Origin of the sequence: Planosporangium thailandense (genome assembly GCF_011947195.1) — a bacterium.
GTDB classification, from domain to species: domain Bacteria; phylum Actinomycetota; class Actinomycetes; order Mycobacteriales; family Micromonosporaceae; genus Planosporangium; species Planosporangium thailandense.
The window spans coordinates 1-15,643 of the sequence record NZ_JAATVY010000019.1; the positions used below are offsets into that span (position 1 = coordinate 1).

The 15,643-nt window shown below is 70.4% G+C and carries 21 protein-coding genes; 9 read left to right on the top strand and 12 right to left on the bottom strand.

Going from position 1 to position 15,643, the window contains the following annotated elements; all coding sequences use genetic code 11:
* Nucleotides 1–121: 121 nt before the first annotated feature.
* The gene (locus HC031_RS22535; RefSeq protein WP_167927389.1) at nt 122–697 is read left to right on the top strand and encodes a GNAT family N-acetyltransferase; all 576 of its coding nucleotides are present in this window, start codon (nt 122–124) and stop codon (nt 695–697) included.
* A gap of 66 nt (nt 698–763) precedes the next feature.
* Here HC031_RS22535 and HC031_RS22540 read toward each other — a convergent pair whose 3' ends face one another.
* Nucleotides 764–1,126 (bottom strand): DUF2203 domain-containing protein, encoded by a 363-nt coding sequence (locus tag HC031_RS22540; RefSeq protein WP_167927390.1) that lies wholly within the window; start codon nt 1,124–1,126, stop codon nt 764–766.
* A gap of 85 nt (nt 1,127–1,211) precedes the next feature.
* Nucleotides 1,212–2,144: a LysR family transcriptional regulator gene (locus HC031_RS22545; RefSeq protein WP_167927391.1), complete on the bottom strand. Its 933-nt coding sequence runs from the start codon at nt 2,142–2,144 to the stop codon at nt 1,212–1,214.
* A 107-nt stretch (nt 2,145–2,251) separates the two neighbouring features.
* Here HC031_RS22545 and HC031_RS22550 point away from each other — a divergent pair, with 107 nt between their 5' ends.
* The 5 genes from HC031_RS22550 to HC031_RS22570 all read left to right on the top strand — a co-directional run bounded on the left by HC031_RS22550 (nt 2,252) and on the right by HC031_RS22570 (nt 7,901).
* Nucleotides 2,252–2,917 carry a succinate dehydrogenase cytochrome b subunit gene (locus HC031_RS22550; RefSeq protein ID WP_277349775.1) on the top strand — a complete coding sequence of 222 codons (666 nt, stop codon included), beginning with the start codon at nt 2,252–2,254 and terminating at the stop codon, nt 2,915–2,917.
* A 92-nt stretch (nt 2,918–3,009) separates the two neighbouring features.
* On the top strand, nt 3,010–4,962 hold the full coding sequence (locus HC031_RS22555; RefSeq protein WP_167927492.1) for a fumarate reductase/succinate dehydrogenase flavoprotein subunit: 1,953 nt from the start codon (nt 3,010–3,012) through the stop codon (nt 4,960–4,962).
* Nucleotides 4,959–5,705, top strand: coding sequence for a succinate dehydrogenase/fumarate reductase iron-sulfur subunit (locus HC031_RS22560; protein WP_167927393.1), 747 nt, complete (start codon nt 4,959–4,961; stop codon nt 5,703–5,705). The genes HC031_RS22555 and HC031_RS22560 overlap by 4 nt, the downstream gene beginning before the upstream one ends.
* A gap of 260 nt (nt 5,706–5,965) precedes the next feature.
* The gene (locus HC031_RS22565; protein WP_167927394.1) at nt 5,966–7,513 is read left to right on the top strand and encodes an amino acid permease; all 1,548 of its coding nucleotides are present in this window, start codon (nt 5,966–5,968) and stop codon (nt 7,511–7,513) included.
* Between the two features lie 106 nt (nt 7,514–7,619).
* Entirely contained in the window at nt 7,620–7,901 is a 282-nt protein-coding gene (locus tag HC031_RS22570) for a hypothetical protein (RefSeq protein WP_167927395.1), read from the top strand.
* Here the strand turns inward: HC031_RS22570 and HC031_RS22575 are convergent.
* The gene (locus tag HC031_RS22575; RefSeq protein WP_167927388.1) at nt 7,898–8,119 is read right to left on the bottom strand and encodes a hypothetical protein; all 222 of its coding nucleotides are present in this window, start codon (nt 8,117–8,119) and stop codon (nt 7,898–7,900) included. The two genes, HC031_RS22570 and HC031_RS22575, sit on opposite strands and share 4 nt — an antisense overlap.
* Before the next feature lie 23 nt (nt 8,120–8,142).
* Between HC031_RS22575 and HC031_RS22580 the strand changes: the two genes are divergently transcribed.
* Nucleotides 8,143–8,358 (top strand): hypothetical protein, encoded by a 216-nt coding sequence (locus HC031_RS22580; protein WP_167927396.1) that lies wholly within the window; start codon nt 8,143–8,145, stop codon nt 8,356–8,358.
* A 199-nt stretch (nt 8,359–8,557) separates the two neighbouring features.
* The gene (locus tag HC031_RS34020; RefSeq protein WP_277349772.1) at nt 8,558–8,692 is read left to right on the top strand and encodes a hypothetical protein; all 135 of its coding nucleotides are present in this window, start codon (nt 8,558–8,560) and stop codon (nt 8,690–8,692) included.
* 138 nt (nt 8,693–8,830) lie between these two features.
* On the opposite strand, the gene HC031_RS22585 is transcribed toward HC031_RS34020, so the two are convergent.
* From HC031_RS22585 to HC031_RS22600, 4 genes are all read right to left on the bottom strand, one after another.
* Nucleotides 8,831–9,142 carry a YciI family protein gene (locus HC031_RS22585; protein ID WP_167927397.1) on the bottom strand — a complete coding sequence of 104 codons (312 nt, stop codon included), beginning with the start codon at nt 9,140–9,142 and terminating at the stop codon, nt 8,831–8,833.
* A gap of 114 nt (nt 9,143–9,256) precedes the next feature.
* Complete coding sequence (locus tag HC031_RS34025) at nt 9,257–9,595, bottom strand: cupin domain-containing protein (RefSeq protein ID WP_205863097.1); 339 nt, start codon at nt 9,593–9,595, stop codon at nt 9,257–9,259.
* Between the two features lie 134 nt (nt 9,596–9,729).
* Nucleotides 9,730–10,782 (bottom strand): alcohol dehydrogenase catalytic domain-containing protein, encoded by a 1,053-nt coding sequence (locus HC031_RS22595; protein WP_167927399.1) that lies wholly within the window; start codon nt 10,780–10,782, stop codon nt 9,730–9,732.
* A gap of 60 nt (nt 10,783–10,842) precedes the next feature.
* Complete coding sequence (locus HC031_RS22600; RefSeq protein WP_167927400.1) at nt 10,843–11,535, bottom strand: NADPH-dependent F420 reductase; 693 nt, start codon at nt 11,533–11,535, stop codon at nt 10,843–10,845.
* A 149-nt stretch (nt 11,536–11,684) separates the two neighbouring features.
* Between HC031_RS22600 and HC031_RS22605 the strand changes: the two genes are divergently transcribed.
* Nucleotides 11,685–12,314, top strand: coding sequence for a TetR family transcriptional regulator (locus HC031_RS22605; protein ID WP_167927401.1), 630 nt, complete (start codon nt 11,685–11,687; stop codon nt 12,312–12,314).
* Here HC031_RS22605 and HC031_RS22610 read toward each other — a convergent pair.
* The 5 genes from HC031_RS22610 to HC031_RS22630 form a co-directional block, all read right to left on the bottom strand.
* Nucleotides 12,311–12,814 carry an HXXEE domain-containing protein gene (locus HC031_RS22610; protein ID WP_167927402.1) on the bottom strand — a complete coding sequence of 168 codons (504 nt, stop codon included), beginning with the start codon at nt 12,812–12,814 and terminating at the stop codon, nt 12,311–12,313. The genes HC031_RS22605 and HC031_RS22610 overlap by 4 nt on opposite strands.
* Nucleotides 12,815–12,951: 137 nt before the next feature.
* Nucleotides 12,952–13,347, bottom strand: a complete 396-nt coding sequence (locus tag HC031_RS22615) for an HIT family protein (RefSeq protein ID WP_167927403.1) — start codon at nt 13,345–13,347, stop codon at nt 12,952–12,954.
* Nucleotides 13,348–13,478: 131 nt separating this feature from the next.
* Nucleotides 13,479–14,375: an NAD-dependent protein deacetylase gene (locus HC031_RS22620; protein WP_338090779.1), complete on the bottom strand. Its 897-nt coding sequence runs from the start codon at nt 14,373–14,375 to the stop codon at nt 13,479–13,481.
* Between the two features lie 78 nt (nt 14,376–14,453).
* Nucleotides 14,454–14,624, bottom strand: coding sequence for a hypothetical protein (locus HC031_RS22625; RefSeq protein ID WP_167927404.1), 171 nt, complete (start codon nt 14,622–14,624; stop codon nt 14,454–14,456).
* A gap of 196 nt (nt 14,625–14,820) precedes the next feature.
* Complete coding sequence (locus HC031_RS22630) at nt 14,821–15,561, bottom strand: MerR family transcriptional regulator (protein WP_167927405.1); 741 nt, start codon at nt 15,559–15,561, stop codon at nt 14,821–14,823.
* Nucleotides 15,562–15,643 lie beyond the last annotated feature (82 nt).

Genomic DNA, 15,643 nt, shown 5'->3' on the forward strand with positions numbered 1-15,643 from the left:
GGACTCCCGGAGTTCATCCCACCCACATACATCGACCCGACCCAACGCCCCCGACGCAACCGCTACCACCGACGGGAGTAGGGCCGCGCCCGTGTTCATGACGTTATGGCAGCATCACCCGATGCTGTCGATCACCATCCGGCCCGGCGGTCCCGGCGACGTTCCATCCGTACTCGCGCTGCTCGACCGCGCGACCGAGTGGCTGGTGGCCAACGGGCGCATCGATCAGTGGGGCACCGAGCCGCATTCCACCAATCCGCGCCGGGTCGCGCAGGTGACCGCGTCCGCGCACGCCGGCGAGCTGTGGATCGCCGAGGCCGACCGACAGCCGGTAGGGGCACTGCCGCTAGGAGCACTGCCGGCAGGGGCACTGCCGCTAGGCGCACTGTCGGTCGGCGCGGCCCTGCCCTACGTGCCGGCGGTGGACGAGCCCGAGCTGTACGTGCAACTGCTGGTCACCGACCGCTCCGCGGCGGGTCAGGGCGTCGGTGCGGCGCTGCTCGACCACGCCCGGACCATCGCTCGTGAACAGGGAGTCGCGCTGCTGCGCGTGGACTGCTTCGCGGGCGGGGACGGGTCGCTGGTGCGGTACTACGAGCGACAGGGTTTCACCCGCGCCGAGCCGTTCACCGTCACGGTGGGGGACACGCCGTGGCCCGGACAGGTGCTGGCCCAGCGGTTGCGCCCGCGTCCGTAAGTCCGCGCCCGTAAGTCCGCGCCCGTAAGCCCGCATCCGTCAGCCTGCGTCCGTATCAACGCATCCTCAGGGCAGCCGACGCCGGCCGGCGAAGCCCAGATCGAGCCGGTGATACCAGGCCAGCTCCGGCTCGCCCTCCAGCCAGCACAGCAGTACCGGTACGCCGTCCAGGTCGGCCGGGAAGTCGACCAGTAGCGGCGCGAGGCCTTTGAGCTCGGCTCCGGTCTGCTGTACCGCGGTCATCAGCTCGTCGAGCCTGGCCTCGGCGGCTTTCCACTCGGGCAGGCCGCCGAGCCGGGTCGGCGGGCCGCCCGGGGCGACGGCGGCGGCCAACTCCACCGCGTCGGCGCGCACGGCGACGAGCTCGTCGAGTACGGGCCGCAGCCGGGCCAGCTCGGCGCGCGCCTCGGCCAACGTGAACAGTCCCATGACCGTCAGCCTGCCATCCCGAGACACCGCGAACCCGAGGCACCGCGAACCCGAGGCACCGCGAACCCGAGGCGCCGGGAAGCAGTCAGCAGAGAAGCTCGACTCCCGGGGGGAGCGGCCCCTGCCGTTTGATCTCCTCGATGTCGGCCAGCAGGGTGTCGCGTAGGGCCTGGGCGGCGTGGGACAGCAGGGCCTCCCGGCGGCGGGCGAGCGCGATCGTACGGGCCAAGCCCGGCGGGGCGAGGTGGGTGACGCGCAGCGACGGGCGACCGGCCATCACGATGCCGGGCACCAGGGCGACACCGAGGCCGGCCTCCACGAGGCTGAGTACGGCGTCCATCTCGCCGCCTTCGACGGTGAACGACGGTGTGAAGCCGGCCTGCCGGCACGCCTCCATCGTCGCGTCCCGCAGGTCGTATCCGGCGCGGAACATGACGAGCGGCTGGTCGCGCAGGTCCGTGATGCGCAGCTTGCCGTCGACGGTCGGCAGGGGGTCGACCGAGGCGACGACGAGGCTCTCCCGCAGGACCGGTTGGGTCTCGAGGCCGGGGTCGGTGCCGTCTTCGGGTACGACGATCAGTGCGAGGTCAAGCTCGCCCTGGCAGAGGTTGCGGACCAGGTCCTGCGAGCCGCCCTCCTCGATGTGCAGGTCGACGCCGGGGTGGGCGTCGTGGAACTGCCGCAGCAGGCGCGGCACGAGCGACACGCACAGGCTCGGCGGGGCGCCGAGCCGCACCCGGCCCCGGCGCAGGCCGATGAGGTCCTGGATTTCGCGGCGGGCGGTGTCGACGTCGGCGAGGATCCGGATGGCCAGCGGTAGGAGGGCTTCGCCGGCCGCGGTCAAGGTCACATTCCCGCGCGTACGCTCGAACAGCGGCGCGCCGAGGTCGCTCTCGAGGGTGTGAATCTGCTTACTCAACGAGGGCTGACTGATGCCGACCATGTCGGCCGCTTGGGTGAAATGTCGTAGTTCCGCCGCTGCCACGAAGTACCGAAGCTGCTGTAGCTGCACCTTCATAGCTTACGGCTATGGAGAGTGATGCTGCGATGCATTGGACGAATCAAAGTCCGATTCGTACCGTCGGACAAATGGCGACCGCGACAGCGCCGCGAGTGAAAGCACCGATGCTCCGTACCACCGTCGGCCTGAAGGTATTCATGGCGGTGACCGGCATCCTGCTGGTGCTGTTCCTCATCGCGCACATGCTGGGTAACTTGAAGATCTTCGTCGGGCCCACGGCGTTCAACCACTACGCGCACTGGCTGCGCGCGATCGGCACGCCGCTGCTGCCGAACACGTGGTACCTGTGGATCCAGCGCACGGTGCTCACCGTGGCGGTGATCGGGCACATCTGGTCCGCCGCCGTGCTGGCGCGGCGGGCGCGGGCCGCCCGGCCGGTGCGCTACGCCCACCGGCAGCCGGTGCAGGGCAGCTACGCCGGCCGCACGATGCGCTGGGGCGGCGTGATCATCCTGCTCTTCGTGATCTACCACATCCTCGACCTGACCACCGGGAACCTGAACCCGGTCGGGGACAAGCAGCACCCGTACGCGAACGTCGTCGCCGACTTCGCGCCGCACCGCTGGTACGTGACGATCTGGTACGTCCTCGCGATCCTCGCGATCGGTTTCCACCTGCGCCACGGCATCTTCAGCGCGCTGCGCACCCTCGGCCAGCAGTCCCAGCAGTGGCAACGCCGGTCGCGCGCGTTCGCCCTCGGCTTCGCCATCGTGCTGTGCGCCGGCTACCTGTCCGTGCCGTTCGCCGTTCTCACCGGATTGGTGCGCTGACCATGCTCGACAACCAGACTGGCGATAACCAGATGGGCAATGACCAGATGGGCAATGACCAGATGGGCAATGACCAGATGGGCAACGACCCGATGGGCAACGACCAGATCGGCAACTACATCGTTGGCGAGCCGATCGCCGAGACGAAGGCCCCGGACGGGCCGATCGAGACCCGCTGGGAGCGGCGCCGGTTCTCCGGCAAGCTGGTCAACCCGGCCAACAAGCGCAAGATGACGGTCATCGTGGTCGGCACCGGCCTCGCCGGCGCGTCGGCCGGTGCGACCCTGGCCGAGCTGGGCTACCACGTCAAGTCGTACTGCTACCAGGACAGCCCCCGCCGGGCGCATTCGATCGCCGCCCAGGGCGGCATCAACGCCGCGAAGAACTACCGCAACGACGGCGACTCGGTGTACCGGCTGTTCTACGACACCGTCAAGGGCGGCGACTTCCGCTCGCGGGAATCGAACGTGTACCGGCTCGCCGAGGTGTCGGTCAACATCATCGACCAGGCGGTGGCCCAGGGTGTGCCGTTCGCCCGCGAGTACGGTGGCCTGCTCGACACCCGGTCCTTCGGCGGCACCCAGGTGTCGCGCACCTTCTACGCCCGTGGCCAGACAGGCCAGCAGTTGCTGCTCGGCGCGTACCAGGCCCTGGAGCGGCAGATCGCGGCCGGCAACGTCGAGATGAACGCCCGGCACGAGATGCTGGAGCTCATCATCGTCGACGGCCGGGCCCGCGGCATCGTCGTCCGCGACCTGGTCACCGGCGAAATCACGACCGAGTTCGCCGACGCCGTGGTCCTCGCCTCCGGCGGGTACGGCAACGTCTTCTTCCTGTCCACCAACGCCAAGGGCTGCAACGTCACGGCGAGCTGGCGGGCGCACCGCAAGGGCGCGCTGTTCGCCAACCCCTGCTACACGCAGATCCACCCGACCTGCATCCCGCAGTCCGGCGACCACCAGTCGAAGCTCACGCTGATGAGCGAGTCGCTGCGCAACGACGGCCGGGTGTGGGTACCGAAGAAGGCCGGCGACAAGCGCGCGCCCGGTGACATCCCCGAGGACGAGCGCGACTACTACCTGGAGCGCATCTACCCGTCCTTCGGCAACCTGGTCCCGCGTGACATCGCCTCCCGCGCCGCGAAGAACGTCTGCGACGAGGGGCGCGGCGTCGGCCCCGGTGGGCTCGGCGTGTACCTGGACTTCGCCGACGCCATCAAGCGGCTCGGCCGCCCGGCCGTCGAGGCCAAGTACGGCAACCTCTTCGACATGTACCAGCGCATCACCGGTGAGGACCCGTACGAGGTTCCGATGCGCATCTACCCGGCCGTGCACTACACGATGGGTGGCCTGTGGGTCGACTACGACCTGCAGTCGACCATCCCCGGCCTGTTCGTGATCGGCGAGGCGAACTTCTCCGACCACGGCGCCAACCGGCTCGGCGCGTCCGCGCTGATGCAGGGCCTGGCCGACGGTTACTTCGTCCTGCCGAACACGATCAACGAGTACCTGGCGGCCGGCCCGTTCCCGAAGGTCGACGGGCAGCACCCGGCGGCGGTCGAGGCCCGCACGCAGGTGGAGGACCGGCTGCAGCGGCTGCTGTCGATCAACGGCGACCGTACCGTCGACTCGTTCCACCGCGAACTCGGCCACATCATGTGGGAGTACTGCGGCATGGAGCGTACCGACGCCGGGCTGCGCAAGGCGATCGAGCTCATCCGCGGCCTGCGTGAGGAGTACTGGCGCCGGGTCAAGGTGTCGGGCGCCGGCGAGGGCCTCAACCAGGCGCTCGAGCGGGCCGGCCGGGTCGCCGACTTCCTGGAGCTCGCCGAGCTGATGTGCATCGACGCGCTGCACCGTACCGAGTCGTGCGGCGGCCACTTCCGCGCCGAGAGCCAGACCCCCGACGGCGAGGCCCAGCGCGACGACGAGAACTTCAGCTACGTCGCCGCCTGGGAGTTCACCGGGGCCGGCCAGCCGCCGGTGCTGCACAAGGAAGACCTCAACTTCGAATACGTCCACCCCACCCAGCGGAGCTACAAGTGAACCTGACCCTGCGCATCTGGCGCCAGCGGAGCCCGCAGGACAAGGGCCGGATGGTGACCTACCAGGTCAGCGACGTGTCGCCGGACATGTCGTTCCTGGAGATGCTCGACGTGCTCAACGAGCGGCTGATCCTGGAGGGCGAGGAGCCGGTCGCGTTCGACCACGACTGCCGCGAAGGCATCTGCGGCATGTGCAGCATGGTCATCAACGGCCGGCCCCACGGCCCGCAGAAGCTGACCACCACCTGCCAGCTGCACATGCGGCACTTCAAGGACGGCGACACGATCGACATCGAGCCCTGGCGGGCCCGCGCCTTCCCGGTCATCAAGGACCTGGTGGTCAACCGCAGCGCGTTCGACAAGATCATCCAGGCCGGCGGGTACATCTCCGCGCCGACCGGCAGCGCGCCGGACGCCCACTCCACGCCGGTACCCAAGCCCGACGCCGACGCGGCGTTCGAGGCCGCGGAGTGCATCGCCTGCGGCGCCTGCGTCGCGGCCTGCCCCAACGGCTCCGGCATGCTGTTCACCGCCGCGAAGATCACCCACCTCGGCCTCCTGCCGCAGGGGCAGCCGGAGCGGGAGACCCGGGTACTGGACATGGTCGCCGCCCACGACGACGCGGGCTTCGGCGGCTGCACGAACATCGGTGAGTGCACCGCGTCGTGCCCGAAGGGCATCCCGCTGACCACGATCGGCCGGCTCAACGGCGACTTCATCAAGGCGGCGCGCAAGCGTTCCTGACGACCTCCCGGTCAGATCCCGCCGGCCGGAAGCGACCTCGTCGCTTCCGGCCGGCGGCTTTTTGGGCAGGTCGGGTTGCGCAGGTCGGGGCAGTTCCGGCGGCCGCAGTCCCCATGATCGTGAGCGATCGGTTTCACTGGACCGGTACCGGGAGATAACGGGGGTGATCCAGGACTACCGCTGGCTGACGGCGGTGGAGGGCCGCGACGGTTGAAAGGCCGCGACGGTTGAAAGGCCGCGACGATTGAAGGGCCGCGACGATGAGCGCTGGGCTGCAACAGGACGGTGGCGGACTGGGCGTCTTCCGGCGCAAGCCCGTCGACCAGATCGACGGGGCACCGCTGGGCGGCGCGGCTGCGGGTGATGGGGCCGAGGGCGGCCTGTCCCGGTCGCTGGGGCTGTGGCAACTCACCGCGATCGGTGTCGGCGGCATCATCGGCGCCGGGATCTTCGCGCTGGCGGGAGCGGTCGCCAACGGAACGGCCGGGCCGGCGGTGCTCATCTCCTTCCTGGTCGCCGGGGTGGCGAGCGCCGCCGCGGCGTTCTCGTACGCGGAGTTCGCCGGGCTGATCCCCAAGGCGGGCTCGGCGTACACGTACGGCTACGCGGTTCTGGGCGAGATCGTCGGCTGGTTCATCGGCTGGGACCTGCTTCTGGAGTACACGGCCATCGTCTCGGTCGTGGCGATCGGGATCTCCGGCTACTTCGGCTTCCTGCTGGCGCAGCTGGGCATCCACCTACCGGCCTGGATGCTGGGCGCGCCGGGTACCGAGCCATCCGGTGTACGGTCCGGCAGCTACCAGGTCGACCTGTTCGCGGCCCTGCTGTGCCTGCTGATCGCCTTCCTGCTCAACCTCGGTATCCGGACCGCGGCGCGGGTGGAGACGATGATCGTCGCGCTCAAGGTCGCGGTGGTCCTGATCGTGATCGTGGTCGGCTTCTTCTACATCCGGACCGGCAACTACACGCCGTTCTTCCCCTTCGGGATCGGCGGGGCGTTCACCGGCGCGGCCACCGTCTTCTTCGCCGTCTTCGGCTACGACGCGATGTCCACCGCGGCGGAGGAGTCCAAGGACGCGCAGCGTCACATGCCGAAGGCGATCATCTACTCGCTGGCCATCTCGATGGTCCTCTACGTACTGGCGTGTCTGGTGCTGACCGGGATGCAGTCGTACTCCGACATCAACCCCAAGAGCGGGTTCTCCTCGGCGTTCGCCGCCGTCGGGCTGTCCGGGCTGGCGTCGGTCATCGCGGTGGGCGCGATCGTCGGCATCCTGACGGTCATGTTCACGTTCATGCTCGGTGTGACCCGGGTGTGGTACTCGATGAGCCGCGACGGCCTGTTGCCGCGCTGGTTCGCCAAGACCCACCCCGTCCGCAGGGTGCCGACCCGCATCACCTGGATCACCGGGGCCGTCTCCGCGGTGATCGCCGGGTTCCTGCCGATCGGCGCGGCGGCCGAGCTGACCAACATCGGCATCCTGCTCGCCTTCGTCGTCGTCTGTACCGCCGTGATCGTGCTGCGCTACCGCCGCCCGGACCTGCCGCGCACCTTCCGCACGCCGGGGATGCCGGCGGTACCGATCATCGGCGTGCTCTTCTCGATCTGGCTGATCACGTTCCTGAAGCCGGTCACCTGGCTGCGCTTCGCGGTGTGGTTCGTCATCGGGATGGTCGTCTACTTCGCCTATGGCCGGCGGAAGTCGCTGCTGGCTCCCGGTAACGCCGTGGCGCCGCAATCGGAGGCGCCGCAATCGGAGGCTCCGCAACCGGAGGCACCGCAATCGGAGGCGCCCGGGGGCCGGTAGGGCGCACGGTAGGGTGCGCGGTACGGCGCTGGGATCCGCCGGTGTCGCCGCGATCCATCGACGCCGACCGTACCGGACGGGTGCGCGGCTGCGGCATGATGATGCGGTGACGCAGTGGGAGTACGCGCGGCTCGAGTACCGAGCGACCGGCACCTTCGGCACGGACAAGTTCATGGACTGGGACGCCATCTTCTACCACCCGGGCGGTGTGCAGCGGTGGGGCACCGATGAGCGCTTCGATGATCTGCGCCATCTCAACCGGGCCGGCGCTCACGGCTGGCAGGCCTACGATCGCGCCGCCCAGCTGGTAGGCCAGCCGCAGCGGCTGCACTCCGTCGTGTACTCCCTGCGACGGCCCGTCACCGGGGTCCGGACGGACAACGCCTAGCGCCCTGACTCTGGGTGGGCTTCCGGTTCGCCGTCGACGAGCCAGCGCGCCGAGGCGTCTTCCTGGGCCGGGCGGCGCAGCGCGGCGAACATCGCCTCGCCGAGCACGGTCCCGGCCACCACCGCCTCGAGCGGCAGCGCTCGCCGGTCGGGCCTCATCACGGGCGTGCCCGGCAGGCCACACGCCGTGATCCTGAAGAGTTTGTGGGCCTCTGGCACCGCGGACCCTTCAGGATCATGGCTTGCCGACGCATCCGGCATGGTCGCATCCGGCATGGTCGCATCCGGCCGGCGTCGCCACCACGCTCGACCTCCTCGCCCGAACTATCATCGCCGTCCACGACGGCACACTGGCGCAGCGGCTCGTCGAGCCGGACGACACCGAGCTGCGAGCCTGGCAGCGTGATCTCCTCCTGCGCTTGGTCTTCGGCGCCGGGCCCGCGCACGCGCACCGGTGAACCGAGCGATACATGGCCTTAGGGATACCTAGGGCCGGTACCAGGGCTACCTAGGGCCTGGTACCAGGGCCGCCGCGCGGGAAATAGGTATCGGCCCGGTGCGCATGTAGGTAACCGATCCCGATGTGGCCAGCCCCTTACTCGGCGAAGCTTGATCCAGCTTCGGGCGGGGGAGTCCGGAGCGGAAGGAGCCAAGGCCATGATGACGCACCCGGACAGCCTGCAGATCGTCGTACACCAGCGGCAGCGCGAAATGATCGCGGAGGCTGCCGAACGGCGGCGCGTGGCCATCGCAAGGCGCGTCGCTGTCGGCCGCCGGCGCCGCCGCTCATGAACGCCGACGGGCGCCGGCTCTCCAGTCACCGGCGCCCGTCGGGCACAGCGAGCAGTCGGGTACAGCGAGCAGTCGGGTACAGCGAGCATTCGCGTAAAGCGAGAAGCCGAGAATGGCGGGACCCGGGGTTGGCGCGAGTCAGCCGGGCAGCTCGACGCCGGCGGCGCGCAGCACCGGCCGCCAGGCGGGCGCAGCCCTGGTCGGCTCGATTTCGAGCACGGTGTAGGTCGCCACGCCACCGGTGACGAACGGGTCAGTGGCGATGAGGCGCTCGACCGCGGCACGGTCATCGCCGGCGGCGACGATAAAGCCTCCCGTCCGCGGCTTCTGCCGGCCGGAGACGAGGAACGTGCCGTCGGCGAAATGGTCGGCGAGGTAGGCGAAGTGGTCGGGCATGAGCCGCTCGACCTCTTCGATCGGCGCGATGTAGTTCACGATCAGGAGGAACACGCGGGGCCTTTCGGGTCGGACGTCCGGAGTCGGACACGGTTCGGATCGGAGACGGCTTGGATCGGAGACGGTTCGGATCGGAGACGGCTTGGATCGGAGACGGCTCGGAATCGGTCAGGGCAGGTCGACGCGGTCGCCGGTGGTCGGCGGGGAGGCGATGACCAGGAACTCGACGGGCCCGTCGGTGTCGTTGCGGGCCTGATGTGCCACGCCGGCGGGTACGGTGATGCACTGCCGCGCGGAAACCGTGTACGCCACGCCGGCGATCTGCATGGTGAGCGTGCCGGCGAGCACGTAGAAGGTCTGTGTCGCGCGTACGTGCCGGTGTGGGACCTCGGCGGTTCCCGGCGGCATGCGTTCCTCGACCACGAGCAGCGCCGGGGTGTCGGCCAGTGGCCAGGCCGCGCAGCCGTCGCCCCACTCGCGTTGCGGGACGGTGTCGGCGCTGACCACTGCCGTCCGCGCCTCTGACGTCCGCGCCTCTGACGTCCGAGCCTCTGACGTGCGCGCCTCTGCCGTCCGAGCCTCTGAAATCCGGGCGTCCGGACCTGTCGGAGGCGCGCCTCCGTCGGCCCCGCCTGTGCCGGTCATGCGGCTGCTCCCTCGACGTTCACGATCAATTTTCCATTGTGCCGGCCCTCCCTGAGCGCGGTGAGGGCGTGGTCGACGCGGTGGAGCGTCATCGGCTCGGCGACGACGGGTGTGACGCGGTGCGCCGCGACGAACCTGACAGCAGCCGCCATCTCGCCGGGTGCGGCCATGTGTCCAACCAGCAGATTCGCCCCACCGTGCAGGCCGGCGGGAAGGTCGACGGGCGTGTCCGCCACCGATCCGAACCGGACCACCCGCCCGTACCCGCGCGGGGCCGCCAGCTTCAGTGAGGTGAGCAGCGCGGGGCCGCCGACACCGTCGAGCACCACGTCCACGCCGTGCGGCCCGACGATGTCCCGGACCGTCTGTTCCACGTCGTCGCGCCGGTAGTTCACGGTGTGCGCGACACCGAGCGCGCGGGCGCGGGCCAGCTTGGCGTCGTCGGACGAGGTGGCGATCACGGTGGCGCCGGCGGCGACCGCGAGCTGCGCGCCGATCTGGGCCACCCCGCCGCCCACACCGTGTACGAGCACCGTCTCGCCGGGCTGAAGGCCGGCCGCCACGAACAGGCTGTGGTAGGCCGTACCGAGCGCCATCGGCAGCGCGGCCGCCTGCTCCAGGTTCAGGTGCGCCGGTACCCGGTGCAGGTTGCGCGCGGGGACGGCGATCAGCTCGGCGAGGGTACCGTCGGCCGGCCCGCCGAGTACCGAGAGCGCGGGGCAGAAGATGACCTTCCCGGTGCGGCAGTGTTCGCAGCTGCCGCAGGTCAGCAGCGGGTCGATCAGCACCCGGTCGCCGGCCCGCCAGCCGGTGACCCCGTCGCCGACCGCGGCCACCGTGCCGGCGCCGTCGGCCCCCATGACGAACGGACCGCTGGGGACGAAGAACCGGGGGCCGCGCTCCCGATCCATCCACAGGAGATCGCGGTGGTTGAGCGCTGCCGCGTGGATGCGTACGAGCGCCTCACCGTACCCGGGTACCGGATCGGGCGCCTCGGTGAGCTGCGGCGGGGTACCGGTCAGTGGTTCGGTCAGGGTCAGTGCGCGCATGGCGGGTCTCCTTGGGGCGTGGCTGTCAGCTACCGGCGCGGGCGCCTGAGCGGGGTGTGCTCACCGGGACTGCTCGTCGGCCGCGCCCAGCAGTCGCCAACTGATCCGCGGGTAGTGGCCGTGGCGTACGGCCAGCTCCCGGCCGAGCAACGTCATCCGCTCGATCGTGCGGTTGTTGGCGAGCCGACCGGCGTCCAGGACGCGGAAGGGCAGCGGGGTGAGCAGCTCGATGACGGCACGCCGGGCCGCCGGGTCGTCGCCGGTGACCAGGACGTCGGACGGGCCCTCGGGGAAGTCGGGGTCGTCGAGTACCACCCAGAACGTGTTCTTGAACGCGCCGACCACGGACGCGCCCGGCAGCCGGCGCGCGAGCTCCTCGGCCGCCGAGGTCGTCTCGGGGAGAGTGAAGTCCTCGAAGTCGTCGGTGAACGGGTTGGCGATGTCGACGACGATCCGGCCGGCGAGCGCGTCCGCGTACCGGTCGGCGAAGGTGACCGCGTCCCGGTGCCAGAGCGCCAGGATCACGACATCGGCCCGCAACGCTTGATCGTGGTCGGCGGGCTCGACCGACCCGGCCACCCCGAGCTCCGCGGCGGCTGCGGTCAGCCGCTGCGGGTCGCGCGAGCCCCACAGCAGCCCTTGGTGGTACGGCGCGAGCTGGCGCACGAGGCCGCGGCCCATCCGGCCGGAGCCGATGATCGCGATCCGGCGGTCCGTGGATCGGGTGAACGGTGGACGCTGCGGCTGGCTCATGACGCCTCCAAGGTCGCGGGTGGTCGGGGTGGGGCGGCACGAGGGGCCGATCCCGCCCGAACTCCAACTGGATAGTTGGATCTTGACAGTCGCCTGGGAGAAACGTCAACTGTTTAGTTGGAGACCGACCAGTAAGTATGATCAAGCTCATGGCATGGCAGACGGAGCTCACCCGGCAACGGTTGCTGGACGCCGCGGTGCAGGAGTTCGCGGAGTTCGGTGGCGCCGGCTGCCGGGTCGATCGGATCGCGAAACGGGCCGGCATCAGCAAGGAACGGCTGTACGGCTACTTCGGCGACAAGGAAGCGCTCTTCACCCAGGTACTGCGCCAGGAGTTGGCGCGCCTCGCCGCGGCCGTCCCGCTCAGTGACGAGCAGGCACGCGACCTCGGCGAGTACGCCGGTCGCGTGTTGCGGCACCACCGCGAGCATCCGGCGCTGCTCCGGCTGCTGTACTGGGAGGGCCTCGAACGAGGTGGTGAAGCGGTCGTCGACGAGCTGGGCCGGGCCGGCTACTACGAGGAGAAGGTCGCTGCGGTGGCGCGCGCCCAGCGGGACGGCTACCTGACCGCGTCGATCAGCGCGGCGGAGTTGATGTACGCGGTGATCGCGTTGGCCGGGTGGTGGGCGGCCGCGCCGCAGGTCTGTCGGATCCTCACCGGCGCCGTGACGCCGCCGGGTGGGCGCGGTGACGCGGCGGTCCCCGGAGAGGAGGCCGTCGTCGCGATGGTGCGCCGGATGAGCGTGCCCGATCACGGCGCGGGGGCCGTCGGCCGTTAGCGCTTCGGCGCGAGGGTGCGGGCCAGGGCGTGGCAGGCCACGGTGGCGACGGGTAGCAGCGCCGCCGCACTGACGGCGGCCGTACGGGCGGGTCCGCGTACGCCGGCCCGGCCGAGTTGGCGCCACGCCCAGACCGAGAACGGGGCGACCACGAGCGGGGCGGTCGCCGCGCCAGGGGTGTAGCCACGCAGCGTGGCCGCCTGCGCGATGTGGGTGACGGAGTGCAGGCCGAACCCGGCCAGGGTGGCCTGGTAGAAGCGGCTGCGCCCGCCGGTACGCGCGCCGCGCGCCGCTGCCGCGGCCACGATGGCCCCCATTGCGCCGACGGCGAAACGCGCCTGTGCCGGGTTTACGCGCAGCCGGTCCCAGACCCGGTCGGGCACCCGCGGAAACCGCGCGTTCAGGCGCGGCCGGGCCCGGTCGACCCAACCGCCCATCGTCAGCAGTTCCTCGGCGTCGTGGACGGCCCACGCCAGGAACAGCCCCCACGTGGCGGCCATAAGACGATCATCCCGCTGTGCTGTCACGGCACCGCAGCCTACGGTACGAACAGGACCGCGCGGCGCGGAATGATCAACAAGCGCACCGGTCGCGACGCGGAACGATCAGGATGCGGAACGATCAGGATGCGGAACGATCAGGACAGCGCGGCGAGGATCCGGTCGCGGGCCCCGTCCAACTCCTCCGCCGGGACGTTGCTGTTGGCCCGCTTGAAGTCGAAGTCCTCCAGTCCCCAGGTGGGAAGGACGTGCAGGTGCGTGTGCGGCACCTCGAAGCCGGCGATGATCAGGCCGGCGCGGGGCGCGTCGAAGGCGCGCCGGACCGCTGCCCCGATCTTGCCGGCGACGACCATCAGGTGGGCCTGGAGGTCGGGCTCCATCGTGGTCCAGTCGTCGATCTCCTCGCGCGGTACGACCAGGGTGTGCCCGGGAGTGATCGGCGCGATGGTCAGGAACGCGACCGCGCGGTCGTCGGTCCACACGAACCGGCCCGGCAGCTCGCCGTTGATGATCTTGGTGAATACCGTCGGCATGGCGTGATTGTCGCAGTAGGACGCGGCGCGGGCGCGGCGCGGGTCCGATCGGTTGTAGCGGGTCCGATCGGTTGGAGGCGATCCGATCGGTTGGAGGCGATCCGATCGGTTGGACATGCGCGGGCGGTACGTCAGCGAGCGGCCCCCGCCGGGCCCGCGACGGCCGACGCGGTCGCCGGTGGGTCGACGCGCCGGACGAGTTCGGTGAGTACGGAGCCCAGCGGGCCGTCGACCGTCAGCGCGGCGTAGCGGTCGCCGCGCGTCGCGCCCTGGTTGACGATCGCCACCGGAATCCCCAGCTTGGCGGCGCGCAGCACGAACCGGCGGCCCGACATCACGGTCAACGACGAGCCGAGTACGAGTAGCAGGCGGGCGCGCTCGACGAGGGAGAAACTCGCCTGGACCCGGTCAGCCGGTACGGTCTCGCCGAAGAAGACGACGTCGGGCTTGAGCGTGCCGCCGGGACAGACCTGGCAGTCGACCATCCGGAACCGTTCGACGTCACCGTCGCGCAGGTCGACGTCGCCGTCGGCGTTGACGCCCACGATCCGGGCGTCGAACCGGGGATTGGCCTGGCGCAGCCGGAGGTCCAGCTCGTCGCGGGAGAGCAGGTCACCGCAGTGCAGGCACACCACCCGCCCGAGACTGCCGTGAAGCTCGATGACGTCCCGTGCGCCGGCGGCCTGGTGCAGGCCGTCCACGTTCTGTGTGACGATGCCGCGCAGCAGCCCCAGGCGCTGAAGCTGGGCGACGGCGTGGTGGCCGGCGTTCGCGCGGGCCCGGGCCACGGTCCGCCAGCCGAGGTGGCTGCGGGCCCAGTACCGCCGCCGCGCCCCGGGGTCACCGGTGAAGGTCTGGTAGGTCATCGGCGCGCTGCGCCGCGTCGCCCCGCTCGGCCCCCGGTAGTCGGGGATGCCGGACTCGGTCGACAGCCCCGCGCCACTGAGCACCACGACGTCACCGTCGGCTACCAGCGCGGCCAGCGCGCTGATGGTGTCCGGTCCGCTGTCGGTCACCGCATCGATCACGCGTCCATGGTCCCTCACCGGTGCGTGGAGCCCTGAGGGAGCGGGGCGAACGCTGCGACGGAAGCGACCGGGGCGGATCTACGCGGCGGCCAGGTGCTCGTCGGCGGACGGAGTCGCGACCGGCCGGTCCGCGCCGTACCGGGTGATCTCCACGACGACCTCGGCACCGGTGGGGTCCACGAGTACCGATGAGGGCGACAGCATCTCGGCCGGGTCCATGCGGTACACGGTGGGGTCTTCTGAAGCCATGTATCCCCCATCGGCGCGCCCGGCGGTCGGTTGAGGTTTCCGGCCGGGTGGTGCCGGCCGCGGCGATGGATCTGCGGCGGTGGGTCTGCGGCGGTGGGTCTGCGGCGATGGGTCAGCCCAATGGGTCTGCGGCAACGGGTCTGCAGCCCCGTCACCGCGACCACCGCATCCGCGGTTGTTGCAGGACCCGCGGTGGCTACAGGTTGCGCTCGGCGTACACCTTCATCGCGTCACGCACGAACGCCGCGACCCCCTCGCCGTGCCGGTCGTAGTTGGCCGTGTAGCGCGGGTCGGCCACGTACATCTCGCCCAGCCCGATCACGTACTCCTTCGTCGGGTTCATCGTCACCGACAGCCAGTCGACGTGGCGCCGGACGATGTCCTGTACCTCGTCGCTGTCGACATGCGCGCCGGCCTGGTGCGCCCGCCCGTAGTCGCGCGCGATGTCGAGGTGCTGCTGCTGGAACGCCTTCTTCTCGGCGTCACTGAGCGAGCGCCACCATCGGTCGCCCCGCTCGTACGCCTCGCGACCCCACCGCTCGGTCACCTCCTGCTCGTACCGGGTGTGGTCGAACCCGTCGAGTACCTCTTCCGCCATCAGCGGCTCACCTTCCTCCGTCTTGCGTAGCGTCGTCCGTACCGATGCGATCTGCCGCGCGATGCGATCGCGCTCCTGCTCGAGGAGCGCGAGGTGGGTGCGAAGCGCCGCGACGGTGTCCCGCTGCCCGTCGAGCACCTCGGCGATGGCCGGCAGGCCGAGGCCGAGCTGTCGCAGCAGCAGGATCCGTTGCAGCCGGACCAGGCACTCCTCGTCGTAGTACCGGTAGCCGTTGCCGCCCACCCGGCTGGGCACGAGCAGGCCGAGCTGGTCGTAGTGCCGCAGCGTCCGGCTCGTCGTGCCGGCCAGGCGCGCGATGTCCTGAATTGACCATTCCATCGCCGTTCGCCCCCCGCATCTCGTCGGTGACACCACGATAGAAGTTGACGCTGCGTCAACCTCAAGTCGATTCGGGTCCGAC

Excerpts from the sequence above, each read along its gene's own strand:
- HC031_RS22535 (WP_167927389.1), top strand. The coding sequence starts at position 122 with ATGCTGTCGATCACCATCCGGCCCGGCGGTCCCGGCGACGTTCCATCC.
- HC031_RS22540 (WP_167927390.1), bottom strand. The coding sequence starts at position 1,126 with ATGGGACTGTTCACGTTGGCCGAGGCGCGCGCCGAGCTGGCCCGGCTG.
- HC031_RS22545 (WP_167927391.1), bottom strand. The coding sequence starts at position 2,144 with ATGAAGGTGCAGCTACAGCAGCTTCGGTACTTCGTGGCAGCGGCGGAA.
- HC031_RS22550 (WP_277349775.1), top strand. The coding sequence starts at position 2,252 with ATGCTCCGTACCACCGTCGGCCTGAAGGTATTCATGGCGGTGACCGGC.
- HC031_RS22555 (WP_167927492.1), top strand. The coding sequence starts at position 3,010 with ATGGGCAACGACCAGATCGGCAACTACATCGTTGGCGAGCCGATCGCC.
- HC031_RS22565 (WP_167927394.1), top strand. The coding sequence starts at position 5,966 with ATGAGCGCTGGGCTGCAACAGGACGGTGGCGGACTGGGCGTCTTCCGG.
- HC031_RS34020 (WP_277349772.1), top strand. The coding sequence starts at position 8,558 with ATGATGACGCACCCGGACAGCCTGCAGATCGTCGTACACCAGCGGCAG.
- HC031_RS22595 (WP_167927399.1), bottom strand. The coding sequence starts at position 10,782 with ATGCGCGCACTGACCCTGACCGAACCACTGACCGGTACCCCGCCGCAG.
- HC031_RS22600 (WP_167927400.1), bottom strand. The coding sequence starts at position 11,535 with ATGAGCCAGCCGCAGCGTCCACCGTTCACCCGATCCACGGACCGCCGG.
- HC031_RS22605 (WP_167927401.1), top strand. The coding sequence starts at position 11,685 with ATGGCATGGCAGACGGAGCTCACCCGGCAACGGTTGCTGGACGCCGCG.
- HC031_RS22610 (WP_167927402.1), bottom strand. The coding sequence starts at position 12,814 with ATGGCCGCCACGTGGGGGCTGTTCCTGGCGTGGGCCGTCCACGACGCC.
- HC031_RS22615 (WP_167927403.1), bottom strand. The coding sequence starts at position 13,347 with ATGCCGACGGTATTCACCAAGATCATCAACGGCGAGCTGCCGGGCCGG.
- HC031_RS22625 (WP_167927404.1), bottom strand. The coding sequence starts at position 14,624 with ATGGCTTCAGAAGACCCCACCGTGTACCGCATGGACCCGGCCGAGATG.
- HC031_RS22630 (WP_167927405.1), bottom strand. The coding sequence starts at position 15,561 with ATGGAATGGTCAATTCAGGACATCGCGCGCCTGGCCGGCACGACGAGC.